This window comes from Nocardia sp. NPDC059195 (assembly GCF_042754695.1).
GTDB lineage: Bacteria > Actinomycetota > Actinomycetes > Mycobacteriales > Mycobacteriaceae > Nocardia.
The window spans coordinates 73,989-90,920 of sequence record NZ_JBHZBG010000028.1; the positions used below are offsets into that span (position 1 = coordinate 73,989).

Sequence of the window (16,932 nt, forward strand, 5' to 3'; positions counted from 1 at the left end):
GAACACCATGGATCTTTCGACTGCGATATCCACGTACGACTGCACCCGGGCAACCACCCGCGTAGCCAACGCTGAGCAGCAGCGCAAGCTGATCCTCGCCACATTCCCATTGGAGGACTGGCCCACCCTCCCGCTGGAGCGCTACGCGTTGAACTGCGAACCGGAGGCCTTCTGCCGATTGATGGAGTACCGAACCGTCGACCTGGGTGGCATCGGCGGCGGCAGCGCGACGAAACACATTCTGTACCTGGGTAATTCGGGTGAGTGGTACATCGCTCCTGCGCTCGGTGATGAAGTCGGCCCGGCGTGGTCGAGGTTGCGCGGTCAGTTCGTCGACGCATTCGAAGCCGTCGAACGCGGCGCGTTCGACGAACTCGACGAACTCGATGCGCTGCGCTCGGGCCAATCGCTGGTGACGAAGTCGCTCTCCGTCTACTTCCCGCAGCACTTCTTGCCAATCTTCTCCGGCAGTCATCTGCGCAGCTTCATCAGCCTCCTCGGCGGAACACCGGAACGCTACGCACCCGCCTGGCGGGCCAACCGCCAACTCCTCGCGCTGGTCAAAGGTGACCCCGAACTGTCGCAATGGGCTCCGCATGAGGTGATGCAGTTCCTGTATGACAATTTCGACCCGCGCGAACCGAGCCGCCCAGTATGGAAAGTCGCGCCGGGTGAAAACGCCGTCCACTGGCAGGATTGTTTCGCCAATGGATACATCTGCGTCGGATGGGACGAGCTCGGTGACCTGAGCCAGTACGCCAGCGATACCGAACTCAAGCAGGAGCTGGCTGCCCGGTGGCCGAAGGCCCAAAATGCCAGCAATGCAAGGAATCTCCTCGCCTACCGTGACCTCGAACCGGGCGACCGAATCGTCGCCAACCATGGCATGTCCAAGGTTTTGGCGATCGGCACTGTAACTGGCGGCTACCGCTTCGACGATTCTCGAACCGAATCCAAGCATGTGGTGCCTGTGGAGTGGGACACCAGTTTCGCGCAGCATTTGGAGAACCCGCAGTCTTGGCGCCGCACCTTGGTCCGCGTCCCCGATCACCTTTTCACCAAGCTCACCTCGAAGAGGGGAAATGCCGCTCAGACCGCAGATCATGAAGTACCGGAGGATATTTCGGCGATCCTCGCCGCGCTCCAGCGGAAGAACCAGGTAATTCTCAGCGGCCCTCCTGGTACCGGAAAGACCCGTCTCGCCCTCAGCACCGCGCTGGCCGCACGTGGTCGTACGGCTGATGTCGATGGTCCTGGTCGAACGGCGGCGATCAACGAGCTCCTCGACACCGGTCGAGTCCGCATGGTTACCTTCCACCCCTCGTACGGCTACGAAGATTTCGTCGAAGGATTCAAGCCGGCACACCACCCGACCGCCGCAGGTCTGCACCTCGAGCTCACCGACGGCCTGTTCCACAAACTCTGCGCCGACGCTGCAGCTGCCGAGAACGAGGAATTCCTGCTGATCATCGACGAAATCAACCGTGGTGACCTTCCACGCATCTTCGGTGAGCTCGTCACTTTGCTGGAGACCGATAAGCGCGGGGTCAGCGTCGACCTCCCGATCAGTCAGCGCCGCTTCGCCGTTCCACCGAATGTCCGCATCATCGGGACCATGAACACCGCAGACCGCAGCGTCAGCCATCTCGACGCTGCGATCCGCCGCCGATTCGCCTTCGTCACCGTCGGCCCCGACCCCGAGGTCCTGTCCGGCACGATCGGCCCGCTCGATCTGCCGGACTTCCTCTCCGCACTCAACGAACGCATCGTCACCCACCTCGACGCTGACCACCAGATCGGTCACGCGTACCTGCTGCACAACGGGCTGCCGGTGGCCACCGAGGAAGAGCTCGCCGCCGCCTACTACCACGACGTCCTCCCGCTGATCGAGGACTACTGCGTGAGTCGCGCCGAACTCCTGCACCGAGTTCTGGGCAGCCTGGTCGACGCGAACACGGGACAGTCCAAACGGATCACCGACAACGACCTCCCGACTTTCCTTGCCGCCGAATTCACCTCTGGCACTCTCGATCTCGATGAGTGAACGCCTCGACGTTCGGCTGGGCGAGTACGAGTCAGTTGCCTTGCCCGAAGATCAACTGACAAGTAGCGACCGCGCACGACTAGCGTCCTTGCCCAAACGCTTCACGCTGACGCCGGCCCGAGTTGGCTGGCTACTGAAAGCGGAGGCGACCGTTGGGGTGCTCAACCTCGACCGCATCCGCCTCGTGGTGAACACCAAACTGGCCTTCTCCGGCGAATCCCTCATCCGCTGGCTCTGCTACGCCCTAGCCACACCAGTCCCCCACGAGACGACCATCCGCGAATGGTCCGTCGACCGCGATGGTTTCGCTGACATCGTCGCCGCCGCGCTACTCGGCGCATGCCGCACCCTCCTGCGCGACGGCTTACGCCGCGACTACGTCCGCAACCACCAGGTCATCCCAGTGCTTCGCGGCCGGTTCGACGCCGTCAGCCAAGCCACCCACCGCTACGGCACGCTGGATCGGCTCCACGTCGACACATTCGACCGCAGCGTGGCCATCTGGGAAAACGAGGTATGTGGCCACGCCCTGCGCAGGGCATCCACCCTGGTGAGGGACCCGCAACTTTCGCGACAGCTGTCCGTGCTCGCTGTCGAATTCCCCACGAGCAGCACCATATTCGCGTCCGTTCAACACCTGAACCGCGCCCGGTACAACCGATTGAATCGGCGATACCAACCCGCGCATCTCTGGGCAGGCCTGGTGCTGAACGGCGGTGGAGTAGCCGATCTGCTGGTCGACAACGGTGCAACCGGGGACAGCTTGCTTCTGGATATGCCCCGCTTGTGGGAGGCAGTGATTGTCCGACTGGTCGGCGATGCCGCACCGGCCGGATCCCGAATCGTCGGCTCGGCCGGTCCGCATTCCATCACCGTTCACGGCGACCTCAATCGCCGCACCACCTTTCGTCCCGACGTCCTCCTGCAGCTCCCGAACGGCACCTTCCTCCCCGCGGACGCCAAGTACAAGACATACGGCAACCATCGCATCGCCGCCCCAGATGTGCACCAATTGCTCACTTACACAGCGGGATACGCCACCGACCCCGCCCGAACCGGCGTCATCATCTACCCGAGCCCCCACCAGAACACCCACCGAACCCTCGACATTCGCGCCAACGGCCAAACCCTCGGCACCATTCACGCGATCGGCATCGCGACCGTTTCAGACCCCGCCCATGCTCTCGAATGGGTTCGCGCAGTTATTCCTTCATCATCCCGCAGAGCCGACGGAGCACAGTGATCGCGACCCTACATCCGGATCTAGCTCGAATCACGTTGCACCACACCAGCTATAGCTGGCGGATCCACTGCTGGTAGTCGCCACGGGGAATGGAGACCGGCTCGAACTCGGCACGCTCGAACAACAGTTGGCTCGGACCGTTCTGGATATGAATGTTCGCGGTCACCAACACCGCGCCTTTGCCGCGTTCGCGCGCCATCGCTGCGATCACGGAGCACGACTCAGCGAGGGATCGGTCAGCGACTTTTCCACCTTGCCCACGTACCGATAGGCAGACTCCGATCGCGGCAATGTGGGCGGCGAAAACCGATGGCAGCGTCTCATCGAACGTCAGATGCGCCACTGCGACGATCTCGCCGCCGCCCCGGCGACCAACAACGAGAAGGTTCCCCGCCTTCAGGCACTGCGGACTCTGCCGAATGATGCTCTGCGCCGCGAGTTCCCAGGGCTTCGGGTGCGACAGCTTTCGGCCGGCGGGGCTCCGCGGCCGCGAGGCCGTACAGGTGAATTCCTGAAGTTGTATCGCCTCTCGGCGGTTTGTGATCGTGGTCCAGCAGATCTCGGTTGGATTCACCGGGCAGGCTTGCCATTCGCCGCGAGCCAAGCCTCCAGATCGGCATGGGACGGCCGGTTTTCGAAAGCTTGCCGGTATGCCTGAGCCATCGCCGCACTGTCGTCTGGTTCCGGGAAGTCGATCTCGTCGACGGACACGTCCAGCACCCATGCGAGGTCCTCGGGCGAGACAGCACCGTCTTCGACGCGGCGTTGCAGGGCCTCGACGAGGATCGGCGACATTGCGCGAGTGGAGGATTCCTGCTGCCTGAGAATGATCGCTCTCCGGCGCTCGAAAGTGCCCCGCTCATCGCCAGCGTCAGCTCGAACAGCAACGGGCGTCGACTGTTTCAACGCGACAGCCACCTCTGTGGAGTATCGAATGTTCAGCTTGGCCAAACGATTCTTCGCCGCAATGGTCGACACGCCTGTCTCCCACAGGAATCGCGCGAGCCCTTGCTCGCCCATCGCCTGCCAATCATGCTGCCTGACAAGCTCCTCTGGCAGTAAGAGGTGCGCCGCGAACTCGTCGGCAGGAAGCTCTTCTGCCTCACCGGGAGCCTGGTCGCCGCTGTGATGCCCGAGCGCCAGATGTGCGAGCTCGTGCGCCAACGACCAGTTGCTCCGAAACCAATTGGGGGTCGTGGCGAGCAGGATGATCGCGCGTGAACCGATGGTCAGCGAGTAATCCGTGGAAAGCATCGGTAGGCGAATCACATCGACGCCCAGACGCGACTCCACTACCGAACCGAACTTCCGCACGAAGCTCCCGCCCAACGTGGCCCCCATGTCGGCGGGATCATCGGACAGCGGCGCACTCGGCGGAGGGCCATCAGGAAAGGCCGCGTTGTAGGCGTGAACCACTTGGCCGAGGAGCTCCTCATCGTGCGCACGTCCGGGGTTGACTCGAACACCGCGGTCGCTATCCCATGCATGCCGAGCCGCGATCCTGACGCGCCTCGGATCCACCGCACCAGTGGCGAGCCAGTGCAGATCAGCTCCGATCTCATCGGCGATCCGCGCGAGCTCCTGTGACGAGAAGCCTCGCTGCCCGTTCAAAGCCCGAGACAGCGCGTCGGGCTTCATCCCGGCACGCTCAGCAAGACTGCGCTGACTCAGCTCCCCCGGCATGAGAGATCGAATCCGCTCCCCGACCGCCCTCAGATCCTCGTCCATGTTAACGATCCTACCTGCGCAATTGGGAAAATCCCAACGCTTGTAGGCCAGATTTTCTCGTGCGACGATTGCCGCCATGCCCGAGACTGCAACGATTGCTCCCGTCAAGGGAGGTTGGTTGGTCCGTAGCCGCAACGGTCTGGAGGTGGTGGTCGAGGACATCCGATTCGCGACTTTCGACATCGCCAGGCTGATCGATCCCGATCGCTGGTACGAGATCGCGCGTGACCTCGTCCTGGTCGATGAGAGGGGCGCGCCGATGAACGCCTTCACGCTGTTCTTCGACTGGAACAACGACGACGCGCGGCTCTCCGCGATTGATGATGAGGTACCACCAGAGGGATGCCGGTGGTATCCCGCCGGGCCTGGTCTGCACTGTCTGCGTCCTGGCGCATCCAAGCTGGATGCGATCGCCGCTCTCGCTGCGGAACTTCGCGAAAACTACGGATTCACGGTCGACTTCGGTTACGAAAAGGACGAATGGGACAACGAGTCGGACCGCATCGCCCATCTGCTGCTGAACGCGGTCAACCGGGCTGCGTCGAGCGGCGTCGATGAACACCAGTTGATGCGCTTCATCACCACCGCGCTCGGCGGATCGGTCACCGCGGCGGATTCGGGCGAGACCACGAGCTACCGACTGCCCGACCGAAAGCTGCACACGACGAGATCCGTTGAGTAGGAAAAGATTCAGCCGAGACCGTTGACCGGCCTCGAATCCAGCATCGTGGCCAAGATGGTCAGCTTAGGAGTCGACAATGGACTGAAATCGAGTACGCCTGGTATTCGGATGAGCGTCCCCATGAGCTGCCTGATCCTGAGCAGATTGCCGTTCTTCAGCCGTCAGATCGCCTGCCGCCCAGACCGAACAGACGTGAAATTCCCACTGTCAGAACGTAGACCAGCGCAGGCGGACCCAATACCACGATCGCACCGACGAGAAGAAACGGCCAGGTCGGGGTCAACAATGTGACCGCAAGCCCGGCCCCGATCCGGCGTGGGATACCCCGAAACAGCAGAAGCACCACGGGAATACCGATCTCCGGGATCAGCCACAGGCCTCCCCTGGGATGAATGCCGTACCGACCGAACAGCATCCACGCCGCACCGAGCACGGCCGTCGTCGCCAAGCCTGTCCACCCGTACCATCTACCGATGAGCGCCCGAAGGCGGTGCAGGCGTGATCCGCCGGCGGCAAATCTCTTGTCCCACAACGACCTCGTCCCGCAGATGATCGCGATCGGCAGCCACACAGCCCACATGAGGGGCAAAGCCACCCCCCAATTACCCCCTCCCGCACCGACCGCACCCCCGATAACAGCGGTGCAGAGAATGCCTGTCATGACGAGGGCGAGCGAGATCACCGAGGATCCCTGGAATTGCCGATGCGAGTCAGTGGTGTCCATCGCTAGGCCTCGTACGTTCTGCGTGGTGGCGCCGTCACGGTCGGCGCATGACCTGTTGTGCCGAATGGTGTGCCCGATCGATCGACCTTCACGTCGTACTGCGAGTTCCAGCCCTTCCAGCGGTCATCATCGAGTGCTCGTCCGCCGGTACCGAGTTCGTGATGCCCCTGGAGGTTGGCGGCCGGACCCATGCTGGTTCCGGTCCCGACTCCGGTCGGCGGGTCGACCGCGATCGTTCGATCGGAGCCGTCGGGACGGGTCTGGTAAGCCTCCATCCATGGGTAGTTCGTCCGGGTCCCGTCGATGTGGATGCCGTCGGAGGACGGGGTGAATACCAGGTCGCCGTTGACCGACCAGCCGAATTGCTGCATCGGACCGCCCATGCCGATGGGATCGGCGGCTTCGTATTTCACCCGGACCGAGCCGTCGGCGGCTTGGATCACCTCACCGGTCGGCTTCCCGGTTTCGACATGCCCCGAGCTGCCGTCCGCTTCCTGCACGACCGACGGGTTCTGACGCATCACCACGATGCCGTTCTCGTAGTCGACATATGTGGTCACTCGCGCGTGTTCGGGGTCGAAGTCAGCGTCGGAGGTCCGGTCGTCACCCTTATTTCGACCGGAGAACGGATTGTCCATCGACGGATCGAGGACGTCGCGTTCCTGGATGTATTGGGCGGTGCGAACAACTCCCTGACCGGGGCGCGGTTCGATCTTCACCACCCGAACCTCGGGGTCGACACCCTTGTATTTCGGATCGTAGCTGTTCGGATTGAGCGCCTCCGCAGTGGTCCAGTCGACCGCGGTCGCCGGCAGTCGGCCGAATGCCTGTTGGAACGCCGCGGCCGATGTACGCATCCGGTCAGGGTCCGAACGACCGTCCTTCGACCGGTATTGCTGGATCTCGGAGTTCGCCTTCTGTAGCGCGTCCGCGGGCGCCATCGCAGCCAACTCCGCGTTCGCGGTCGCGATCTTGCCACCCCACAGTGCATCGGCGGTCAGCAGGCTGTCTGCGAGTCCGGAGAGGCGCTGCAGCTGGATGCCCGCCTCGGAATCCCAGTCTTCGACGCCGGTCACCGTCCAGTCGTCGGCGACCGCAACGGGCGCGACGACATAGTGCTGGAATATCATCTTGATCTCGCTCAGCGGAAACTGCATGGCGTTGGCGGCGCCCGCGCACGCTCCCCCGAGGTCGTCGTAAGCAGTGGCGATCGCGCGCATCTGCGTTTGTTCGCGGTCGGCTTTGTTCTCGGCCGCGCGGCGCGCGTCACCCTGCCAAGCCAGACCGTGCACGGTGGTATGCGCTATGCCGGTGGTCTTGATGATCTGGTCGGCGATCTGTGTGGCGTGCACTCCAACGGCCGACAGCCCGGACACGTCCCAGCCCAACACCTGCTTCGGAGTCGGCACGGTCAACGTCCCTCGTACGGATTGCCGGAATTGAGGTCGGCTACGGCGGCGAGCCTGCGTGCTGCATCGAGGTCTGTGCCGACGTAGGTGTCTGCCGAATATGCGAGGAGCGTTGCGAATTCGCTGAACCGGGCCCTCAGAACATCTTTTGCAAGTTTGCTGAGTGCGTCCGAGTGTCCCAGTTCCGCACCGACCTGCCCACCGGCGACATTGCCCGCCACCGGTTCCGCGCCGAGGTGTGGAGCGCGGTCGATTTCATCGGTGAGCAGTGACAATGTTCCGGCCGCCGTGCGTAGCTGATCCGGATTCACTTCGAATGACACTGAAACTCCCCCCGCCGACACCGGCCGACGTTCTTCGATTTCACCGCATGCTGAACGGTAGCTGAAACGTATCACAGCTGCCGGACGTCATCTTGTGGCCGCTGGACAGCCCCAGACATGCGGCCACCTGCCCAGTTGGGCATACCCTGCGCGATCCCCTTGGATTGTCGGTGTCGCGGCGTAGTGTCACGCGTGTCGGCGTTGCGGTGACCAACCGGAGGTTCGCGATGGACGTGCTGCTCGGGATCGGAACACGTAAGGGCTTGTTTTTGGCTCGTAGTCGGGACGGGCGGGCCAGTTGGACAGTGTCGCCGCCGCAGTTTCCGGTGGCTGATGTGAAGGCGTTGGCGATTGATACCCGGCGGGAGACGCCGCGGGTGCTCGCGGGGGTGTTGAACAGTCATTTCGGGCCCACGTTGGTGGTCAGTGATGATCTCGGGGAGACGTGGAGTGAGCCGGACGATGCTCCGCTGAGCTTCCCGGAGGACACCGAGGCCGCATTGCTGGGTGTTTGGCAGATCGCGCCAGCCACCGATGCCGAGCCGGATGTGGTTTATGCGGGTGTCGAACCTTCGGCGTTATTCCGGTCGGCTGATCGTGGTCGGACGTTCGAGCTGGTCAGGGGGTTGTGGGAGCATCCGCATCGGCCGCAGTGGGAGCCGGGTGGTGGTGGGTTGGCTTTGCATACTGTGCTGCCGCATCCGGTCGATACGCAGCGGGTGGCGGTGGCCATGTCCACTGGCGGGGTTTATCAGACTGCCGACGGTGGGGAATCGTGGACGCCGACGAACAAGGGGGTTACCGCGGACTTCATGCCCGGCGAGCTGCCGGAATGGGGGCAGTGCGTGCACAAAGTTGCCCTCGATGCCGAATCGCCCAGCACTATGTATCTGCAGAACCACGGTGGCGTGTTCCGAAGTACCGATGCCGGGGTGAGCTGGCAGTCGATCGATGGTGGGTTGCCACCGTCCAACTTCGGCTTCCCGATCGTCGCGCATCCGCGTAAGCCGGGAGTGATCTACACCTTCCCGCTGGTGGCGGATATGGAGCGCTTCCGCTTTCCGCCCGATGCCGCTTGCGCGGTGTATCGCAGTGAGGATGGTGGCGATACGTGGTCGAAGCTGAACGATGGACTCCCCACGGTCCCGTTCTGGGCTGCGGTCATGCGCGATGCCATGTGCGCCGACAACGCCGACCCGACAGGGATCTACTTCGGCACCCGCAACGGCGAAGTGTATTGCAGCGCAGACGAAGGTAATCATTGGCAGCTCGTGGCCGACAAGCTGCCGGACGTGCTGTGCGTGCGCGCCGCGGTCATCGGATAGTGCGATGGCTCGCGTCTGCCTGCCCTCCATGCTTCGTACCTATGTCGACGGCGCCAAGGAGCTCGATGTCGACGGTGCGACTTTGCAGCAAGTTCTCGATGCGCTGCGCGAACGATCGCCCGGGTTGGAACGCCGACTCCGCGACGAACGTGGGGCATTACGCCGCTACGTGAACTTTTATGTCGACGGTGACGAATGCCGTCTGCTCGACGGCCAGGAAACCGCTGTCGGTGCAGGTACTGAGGTGATGATCATTCCATCGGTCGCCGGTGGATGATCAACAAGACGCACGTAGCCGGCAGCTCGAGCGTGGCAAGACCTTGATCGAACACCGCCCATATTCCATTGGTGCGCAATGCTTCCCGATTACCGGTAGTACGGCGTGGCCTGCACCCAATGGAACCCACGAGAGACAGCCGGGTACTGCGCGAGGTCGACCTGCTCCAGTTGCATTCGCACCGGCTTGCCGCCGAGCGTGCCCTCCAGAATCAGCCGATCCGATTGTGGCTGAACGTAACTGAATGTCGCGAGCTTCCACTGGTGTGTCGTGTCTTTCGACAGCGTGATCGTGTGCTGGTCGGTGTCGATCCGAGCGGGAAAGGAGACAAGTGAATCGTCCAGCCGCTGCATGGTCATGCCCTGGGGAATATCGAAGATGATGCGACGGAATCGTTCGGTGGCGCTGGGCATTCCGCTGGCCGGCGGCGATTCGCTGAAGTCGACCAAGGCGGGCACCTGCTCGCCGGCGACCGAGAACTCGGTGACGTTCCAGATCCCGTAGAGCGGGGATTTGGGGCGTGCGTTGCCGTAGGTCTGCCAGCCGTCGTATGCCTCGACGGTCGTGGCGCAGAGCAGCCACACCCCCACCAATACCTGGGCTGCCAACAAGATTCGGTTGCCGCGCGGAGTGGGAAGCAGTGGCGTCGACGTTCGAGCTACGACGGCGCGGCCGAGCATCGCCCGAATTATGCGGATGATGTCGGGTGCAGCCAATACCACTGCGTACAAGAACAATTGGAGGGCGAATAGCTTCACCGGCACATCGAAGGTGAGATTCATCAGGAGTACCTGCAGCGACACGATAACGGCGAGCACAGACCCGAGCCCCGCGGTCACCGGCAGGATAAGCAGCAGCGCCGCAACGACTTCCGCCGCACCCAAGGCCATCTCGTACGGCTCCGACAGCGACGACTGCGCCCATAGCACCGCCATCGGGCTCATGTGCCCGAACGGTTCGACCAACCGCTCGAGGTTGAACGACATCTGCGTCGGCAGCACCTTGATCATCCCGTACAACAGCAGCGCGCTGGCCAGGGAAATGCGCAGCAGCAACCGGAACCACTCATACAGGCGCGCGTAGTCAGGGCGGCGGCGATCGAGTACCGACCACGCGGCAGTGACTGGTACGGCAACGAGAAGCAGGGTGAGAACAGCCGCCCATTTCGCCGCCGTATCTCCACTGCCGGTGACCGCGAAATCGATGGGCACGTCAAAGATCAGGGCTCCGACCCAGTCGGTGAGCGGATGCAGCGCCGTCCACTTGGCGACCTCGGTCACCGTCGCCTGCGACAGACCGAGGGTACGCAGCAACGCGTGCAGCAGCCACACCCCCGCCATCCCGACACCGACAACGACGAACCCGAATCGGAACAGCACGCGAACCGCCGGATGCCAGCGCTCCACGGCCTCCCGCTCGGTCTCGACGACCTCGGGCTCCCGCTGAGCCAACACCCCAGTAACCATCCATCACTCCTCGGTCGAAAGCCGTGCGGGTGAAACGCTATGGGAGCGCGGACAACCGGGAAATCCGGCAAAACCGTTGCCCCGAGCATTCGGGCCACACTTTCTCCGGGGTCGGCCGCCCGATCTGCCTGCGACCGGAGGCAACGTCAACTATGTTGGGAGACAACGGGTTAGCTTCGGCAACGAATGCGCCAACCAGGGTTCGAGGGGGAAACCATGGCCAACATCCGACGTGAACGCCGCCTACGAGCGGCCGAACAGGCACTCGCCGAACAGGACAACCTGAGCTCGCCGGAACGTCGCGTTCTCACCGGCATTCTCGCCACCGAGGGCTGGCATCTGCTGACCCGTCGGGGACCTCGACGGCCCGGCCACCCCACCGCCTTTGCGATCGGCCCCACCGGTGTGTTCGCGATCGTGTTCGCCGCCACCACGCCCGACGGCTCCGAACTCGGCGATCTGCGCAAGCACGCCGAAGAACCCCTCGTGCGTCTGGCCGCCGCCGACTTCCGATTCGTCCCGCACATGGTCGAGATCGTCGTCGTACTTCCCGGCCGAATTCGTGCCGAATCCGATGGCCGCGTCCACGTCGTCGACGAACCAGGCCTGCTCGACACTCTGATCCGCCGCGAACGACGGTTCAAGTCGGCCCGCGCCGCTCAGCTCGCGGCTTCCAGCGTCGAAAGATTCACCCGCCTGCACCTCGACCTGCCCACCACCGACGAGCCCACCGATCTCGCGGGCCTTTTCACCGAAACCGACCTCAATGAGGCCGAACGCGCCGCCTCCCTCGCCCGCCCGTTCAGCGACTGGATGACCTTCCTCGACCCTGCCCAGCTCACCCTGGTGCAGACCAACTTCACCGGTCCCGCTCGCATCAGCGGGCCGGCCGGCACCGGCAAGTCCGTAGTTGCCTTGCACCGCATGGCCCACTGGGCCAAACGCCACCAGGGCCGCCTGCTGTTCACCACCTTCGTCAAGACTCTTCCCACGTTCCATGAACGCGGCTTCGCCCATTTGGCACCGAGGGCGGTGGATCGCGCGGTCTTCACGGGTTTGCATGCCTGGACCGTCAAATTTCTCGGCGAGCGGAGCGTGCCGTTCAACCTCGACGACAAAGCTGTCGACGCCGCGCTCGCCGATGCCTGGCGCGACGTTCGCGGAACCTTGGACAAAGTCAAGGACACCGATTTCGGTTATTGGCACGACGAGATCGATCGTGTCATCAAGGGCCGCGGCCTGCCGAGCGTCGAAGCGTACAAGCAGGTGCGGCGCCGAGGCAGGGAGGGAATCAGTCTGCACGGCAAACGCCGCGAATTCGTCTGGAAACACTGGTATACGCCTTACCAGCAAGGCCTTGAAGCCCGCGGCGCCCACGACTTCAACGACCTCATCTCGCTCGCCATCGAAGAACTCCGTGCGCGACCACTCACCGAGGGCGAGCGCTTCGACCTGGTGGTCGTCGACGAGGTCCAGGACTTCACCCTCTGCCAACTTCAACTTGTCTACGAAATCGCGGGCGCCACACCGGATTCCCTACTCCTGCTGGTCGGCGATGGCCAGCAGCAGGTCTACGCAGGCGGCTGCACACTCTCCGAGGCGGGCATTCCACTGGTCGGTGGCCGCGGCCGCGTCCTGCGCACCAACTATCGCAACAGAGCCGCGATCCTCGACTACGCCCGGCGCATCGAAGCCTCCGACACCGTCGACGACCTGGACGGCGGCACCGGCGTCGTGCTGCGCGACAGCGACGCTACGCTCCCCGACGGCAAAGTCGTCGAGGAGTTCATCACCCGCCGCCAAGCGGAGTCAGCACTGCCCGCGGCGATCCAGGCAGCGAACCTGACCGGCCCCGACATCGCGGTGATCGTCCCCTACCGCAGCTACATCAGCCGCTACCTGACCATCCTCCGCCGAGCAGGCTTCCCCGCCATTCCCCTGGAACACTACGACGGCACCCAAACCGCTGACATCAAAGTCGGCACCATCCACCGCGCCAAAGGCATGGACTTCACCGCTGTCTTCCTCCTCACCAAACAACCCCCGGCCGACCTCACCGACCTCACCCCCGGCGCCCGCGACCAGGCCGAACTCCAAGCCCGCCAGCACCTGGTAGCCGCGAGCCGAGCCCGCGACTATCTCTGGGTTGGCCTGCTCACCGATTGATGCACCCGAACACGGACAGCGGCCCACCGAGAACCATTCGGCCTCAGCGTCCGGGAACCCTGCGATCGAGCCGTCTCACTGACCGCCGGGACTACTCACCGCGACCAGCGGCCCGATCAGAGCCATGGCATCCACACCCGACGGCAGGTCGCTGACCTGCCCATCGCCGACTTCGATCACCCGCCAGCTGCCATCCGCACGGCGCGCGATGTCGGTGGTCACGAACCGGCAGCCGAGGGCCGACACCGCAGGCGCCACCGCCGACAGGTCGGGTTCCGGGCACACCGCCGGATCATCGGGATGTGGTCCGACCAGGACGGGTTCACCGTCGAGCCACCACACCCTGGCCTCCGCCGCCCGACCGCCCCCTTCGACGGTGAAGTCCTCGAACTCGCGCAGCACGACCCCACCCGCCAGGTACTCCCCTTGCAACTCGAGGAACCGCTCGACGACGCGCCGCAGCGCGGCGACATCACACAGATCGGGCACGAAACAGGCTGTGTCCCACTCATACTTACGAGATTTCACGTAGTCCTTGACGATTCCCGCGCCCGGACCGAGCGATCCGGCCAGTCCCGCCAGCACCGACGCACCGGGCACTTCCCCCGGTTTCGTCTCCGCCCACCGGGACCGCGGTGTCAACTCGGCGAAGAACTCATACCACCCCGGCAGTTCGTGGGCCTTGGCGTAGCACTCGGGCGAGACCGCCAGCGCACAGTCGCGCTCCGAAAGTGCCTGGGCCAGTTCACGATAGCGATCCACCGGAATCATCCACCCGCGATACCACATCGTCCTTGCGGAACGCGGCACCCGCCGCACCGCCGCTGCCGCATCCCCGGCGATGAGCACATCGTGGTCCAGCAAGGCGACCGTCCCATCAGCGGTCCGCACGGCTTCGGCCTGCGCGGCGAAGTGGTCGTCGACCCGCCGCGGATTCAGGGGGTCAGAACAGAACAGCAAGGTAGCGGGCACCGCCGAATTCTATTGCTTTGAGCAGGCGACAACGGCCTCACAGCGGTTCACCCAGCGCTCACTCCCCGATCAAGCGTGCTACGTCCCCGCCAATTCCCGTTCCGCCGCCGGGCGAGCACTGAACGGACACTGCCATTCCACCGGCTTGGGTCGCCCGGAGTACCGCCGCGCTTCCGACAACGTCTCGTACTCCATCAGATTCGGGTTGATATCCCCCTGCAGCGAGATGTCCTGCTTACGGATCTTGTCCGCCAACCGATCCCACATCCCGTCGGCCTTGATCCGCGCGAACTGCTCATGCGAGTTGAACGCCAGCATCGGAAACGGTGGCCGCCGCCCGAACCGCCGATGCGTCTCGTGCAGTCCGATCACGAAGAACGGATGCCCCGCCACGCTGTACTTGAACTCACTGGACCGCGGATCCGACGAACACCCGTCCGCCCACGCGAACCGATCGGCGTCCGCCTCGTGCAGCAACTGCAGGTGCTCCCACAACAACTCCTCGAACCGCAGCTCATCCACCCCACGCGGCTGCTCGAACGTCGCGATGAAACTGGTGAACCTTCGAGAGCCCCAGTCGGCCCCACCCACGAACTCCGCCAGATCCGCCGCCATCAACAGAGCCGACTCTTCGCTACCCATCACGTCATAGTGACGCTGGCTGATCCCGCCCTGGCGCCATGCGGAGCGACCCGCCAGACAGGCGAACCGATCTCCGAGAAGGAACCGCTCCACCTCAGCCCGCGCATCCGTCATCAACCCCGGCGATCCTTTCCAACCACATCTCAACACCGAACGAGTGCGCACCGATCGAATCGGCGAATTCAGCCACCTCGCCCGCACTGCGCGCTGATCCTGTCAGCCGACCGGCCAGTATGCGAATCGATCGACATGGCGCCGATTTCCTTTTCCCCGCTCGAGGGCCTGGTAGGACATCCTCACGTGCTGCGGATCACGTCCGCTGCAGCGCACTGCGGGGCCACACGACCCTCGGCAACGAAACCGCTGCTGGTGGCCACAGAGAGCAGGTTATGGTCCGACATCCAGCAACCGGTCGCGTGACCAGCGCGACATTGGCAATACGGCAGGCAAGCGCCAGGTTTTCACGGTCAGCACGGCTGCTGAACTACGTTGGTAGGCAGTGTGTTCCACAATATCGGCTGATGGGGAGGATCAGAACGTGGTTGATGGTGAGCGGACGCAACATGCTTGGCTTGTTCGGGCGGGGAGTCATGGGCAGCGGGAGGCGCGGGCTCTAGCGGAGGGTTTGGCGATTGTCGGGTGGGACGAGGTGGGGGATCTCAGGTTGTATCGGACCTGGGAGGAGCTGAAGGCGAGGATCCGGGGGTCTTATCCGGATGCGTCGGCGACCGTGGTGGGGAATTGGGCGGGGCAGCTGTGGAAGTTCGGTACCGAGATCGTGGAGGGCGATCTGGTGGTGATGCCGTTGAAGGAGACAGCAGGGGTGGTGGCGATCGGGCGGGTGGTCGGGGAGTACGAGTACCGGCCACAGGAGCCTGAGGCATTTCGGCAGGTGCGCAGGGTGGAGTGGGTGCGTGCCGACGTGCCGTGGGAGGCTGTTCGGTCTGATCTGCGGGCCAGTCTCGGTTCGCTTCTGACAGTGTGTGGGCTGCGACGGCACAATGCAGCGGTGCGGATCGCACATCTCGCTGAGCACGGGAGCGATCCCGGATATGTGGGCGATGTGGCGGCGACCGGGTCCGATGAGCTGCTCGCCGAGGCCGGGGCGCGGGATGCGGGGAATCCGCGGGAGTTGACTGTGCGGAGTCTGCTCGAGCACTGGGGGTTCGAGCGGCGGACTGCTGCCGCGGTCGCGATGATCAAGGCTGATCTCGCGGAGAACGGGCTCACCACGCGGCCGCCGTTCACCGAGGGGCCGCTCAGTGAGGTGATCGCGATCGTGCCGCTCGAGAGTGAGCCGGCGGTCGGCGCGCGAAGTGCGGAACGGGCATCGGTCGAGAATGTCGTCGAGCCCGAGCCGATGACACGGCGGTTGGGAAGCCTGCCTGCGGTGCTGGTATGGGTGTCGTCGAGTGTGGATCTCACGACCGCCAAGACGACGATGGTGCGGCATCAGTATTCACAGCTGGCCGTGATCGATGAGCATGACGGGACGTATCACGGGGCGGTGACCTGGGAATCGATCGGGCGGGCGCATATCGCGACGGATCATCCGACGCTGGCCGATGCCACGGTGCCCGCGGTCGTAGTGGATCATGATGCGCCGCTGCTGGATCAGATCGAGGCGATCTACGACAACGGGTTCATCTTCGTGCGGGATCCGGATCGGGTACGCGTGACCGGGATTCTCACCGCTGCCGACCTGACACGCCAATTCGGCACACTGGCACGGCCGTTCGTCCTCATCGAGGAGGCCGAGAACCGGCTGCGCAGGGCGGCGCGGGATCACCTCGACAGACCCGCTGTCGGCCGGGCAAGAAGCAGCTGTGCACGGGTTACTGCAGGTGCTGCGGACAGCGGAACCCAACCCGTGACGCAGCTCAGCCTCGAGGGACAAATCCGCTGCAACAACCTGTTCGTTCACCGACACC

At 64.0% G+C, this 16,932-nt stretch carries 15 protein-coding genes; 7 read left to right on the plus strand and 8 right to left on the minus strand.

Annotated elements, in window-relative coordinates; genetic code table 11:
• Positions 1-7: 7 nt before the first annotated feature.
• Positions 8-2,044 (plus strand): McrB family protein, encoded by a 2,037-nt coding sequence (locus ACFXKN_RS27350; RefSeq protein WP_379434095.1) that lies wholly within the window; start codon positions 8-10, stop codon positions 2,042-2,044.
• Positions 2,037-3,287 carry an McrC family protein gene (locus ACFXKN_RS27355; RefSeq protein ID WP_378964596.1) on the plus strand — a complete coding sequence of 417 codons (1,251 nt, stop codon included), beginning with the start codon at positions 2,037-2,039 and terminating at the stop codon, positions 3,285-3,287. The genes ACFXKN_RS27350 and ACFXKN_RS27355 overlap by 8 nt, the downstream gene beginning before the upstream one ends.
• Positions 3,288-3,336: 49 nt before the next feature.
• Here ACFXKN_RS27355 and ACFXKN_RS27360 read toward each other — a convergent pair whose 3' ends face one another.
• Together ACFXKN_RS27360 and ACFXKN_RS27365 are read right to left on the minus strand one after the other, a co-directional pair.
• Positions 3,337-3,861 (minus strand): hypothetical protein, encoded by a 525-nt coding sequence (locus ACFXKN_RS27360; protein ID WP_379434096.1) that lies wholly within the window; start codon positions 3,859-3,861, stop codon positions 3,337-3,339.
• Entirely contained in the window at positions 3,858-5,093 is a 1,236-nt protein-coding gene (locus ACFXKN_RS27365; RefSeq protein ID WP_379434097.1) for a helix-turn-helix domain-containing protein, read from the minus strand. The genes ACFXKN_RS27360 and ACFXKN_RS27365 overlap by 4 nt, the downstream gene beginning before the upstream one ends.
• Here ACFXKN_RS27365 and ACFXKN_RS27370 point away from each other — a divergent pair.
• Positions 5,092-5,697, plus strand: coding sequence for a hypothetical protein (locus tag ACFXKN_RS27370; protein ID WP_379434098.1), 606 nt, complete (start codon positions 5,092-5,094; stop codon positions 5,695-5,697). The two genes, ACFXKN_RS27365 and ACFXKN_RS27370, sit on opposite strands and share 2 nt — an antisense overlap.
• A gap of 154 nt (positions 5,698-5,851) precedes the next feature.
• On the opposite strand, the gene ACFXKN_RS27375 is transcribed toward ACFXKN_RS27370, so the two are convergent.
• Genes ACFXKN_RS27375 through ACFXKN_RS27385 form a run of 3 tightly spaced genes read right to left on the minus strand, consistent with a single transcriptional unit; the run spans position 5,852 to position 8,153 of the window.
• On the minus strand, positions 5,852-6,421 hold the full coding sequence (locus ACFXKN_RS27375) for a hypothetical protein (RefSeq protein WP_379434099.1): 570 nt from the start codon (positions 6,419-6,421) through the stop codon (positions 5,852-5,854).
• Between the two features lie 2 nt (positions 6,422-6,423).
• Entirely contained in the window at positions 6,424-7,830 is a 1,407-nt protein-coding gene (locus ACFXKN_RS27380; RefSeq protein ID WP_379434100.1) for a hypothetical protein, read from the minus strand.
• Positions 7,831-7,832: 2 nt separating this feature from the next.
• A complete protein-coding gene (locus tag ACFXKN_RS27385; RefSeq protein WP_379434101.1) occupies positions 7,833-8,153 on the minus strand; it encodes a hypothetical protein in 321 nt (106 codons plus the stop codon).
• Between the two features lie 227 nt (positions 8,154-8,380).
• On the opposite strand from ACFXKN_RS27385, the gene ACFXKN_RS27390 reads away from it, so the two are divergent.
• A complete protein-coding gene (locus ACFXKN_RS27390; RefSeq protein ID WP_379434102.1) occupies positions 8,381-9,478 on the plus strand; it encodes an exo-alpha-sialidase in 1,098 nt (365 codons plus the stop codon).
• A gap of 4 nt (positions 9,479-9,482) precedes the next feature.
• Positions 9,483-9,755, plus strand: coding sequence for a MoaD/ThiS family protein (locus ACFXKN_RS27395; protein ID WP_379434103.1), 273 nt, complete (start codon positions 9,483-9,485; stop codon positions 9,753-9,755).
• An 89-nt stretch (positions 9,756-9,844) separates the two neighbouring features.
• Here the strand turns inward: ACFXKN_RS27395 and ACFXKN_RS27400 are convergent, their stop codons facing one another.
• A complete protein-coding gene (locus ACFXKN_RS27400; RefSeq protein ID WP_379434104.1) occupies positions 9,845-11,035 on the minus strand; it encodes a DoxX family protein in 1,191 nt (396 codons plus the stop codon).
• Between the two features lie 402 nt (positions 11,036-11,437).
• Here ACFXKN_RS27400 and ACFXKN_RS27405 point away from each other — a divergent pair, with 402 nt between their 5' ends.
• Positions 11,438-13,387: a UvrD-helicase domain-containing protein gene (locus ACFXKN_RS27405; protein ID WP_379434105.1), complete on the plus strand. Its 1,950-nt coding sequence runs from the start codon at positions 11,438-11,440 to the stop codon at positions 13,385-13,387.
• A gap of 75 nt (positions 13,388-13,462) precedes the next feature.
• On the opposite strand, the gene ACFXKN_RS27410 is transcribed toward ACFXKN_RS27405, so the two are convergent.
• Both ACFXKN_RS27410 and gntA read right to left on the minus strand, forming a co-directional pair.
• Complete coding sequence (locus ACFXKN_RS27410) at positions 13,463-14,359, minus strand: ATP-grasp domain-containing protein (RefSeq protein WP_378964643.1); 897 nt, start codon at positions 14,357-14,359, stop codon at positions 13,463-13,465.
• Between the two features lie 78 nt (positions 14,360-14,437).
• Complete coding sequence (gntA, locus tag ACFXKN_RS27415) at positions 14,438-15,115, minus strand: guanitoxin biosynthesis heme-dependent pre-guanitoxin N-hydroxylase GntA (protein WP_379434106.1); 678 nt, start codon at positions 15,113-15,115, stop codon at positions 14,438-14,440.
• A 511-nt stretch (positions 15,116-15,626) separates the two neighbouring features.
• Between gntA and ACFXKN_RS27420 the strand changes: the two genes are divergently transcribed.
• A partial coding sequence (locus ACFXKN_RS27420; RefSeq protein ID WP_379434107.1) for a CBS domain-containing protein occupies positions 15,627-16,932 on the plus strand: 1,306 nt, incomplete at its 3' end.